Consider the following 244-nt stretch of genomic DNA (forward strand, 5'->3'; position numbering starts at 1 on the left):
GAGTCCGAGCCGCGCGCCGAGCCACAGGGTGCCGGCGATGCCGAGCGCGACCACCGCGACCGCGACGGCGAGAGTGCCCCATCCGAGCGCCAGGACGTCGGGGACCAGCAGTTGTAGTCCGAGCAGCGCGACACCGACGCGCAGCAAGTTCTTGGCGGCGACGGCCGTTCCGGGCGCGAGCATCCGGGTCGCCGTCGCGCCCTCGCGGCGCAGGACGGTGTTGGCCACTGCGACCCCGAGCAGG

1 protein-coding gene is annotated in these 244 nt (G+C 74.6%); it reads right to left on the minus strand.

Annotated elements, in window-relative coordinates:
* On the minus strand, positions 1-244 hold a 244-nt coding region (locus I0Q12_RS32370), incomplete at both ends, for a putative sulfate exporter family transporter (RefSeq protein WP_231610253.1).

The sequence above is a fragment of the Rhodococcus sp. CX genome (assembly GCF_015865005.1).
Lineage (GTDB): Bacteria > Actinomycetota > Actinomycetes > Mycobacteriales > Mycobacteriaceae > Rhodococcus.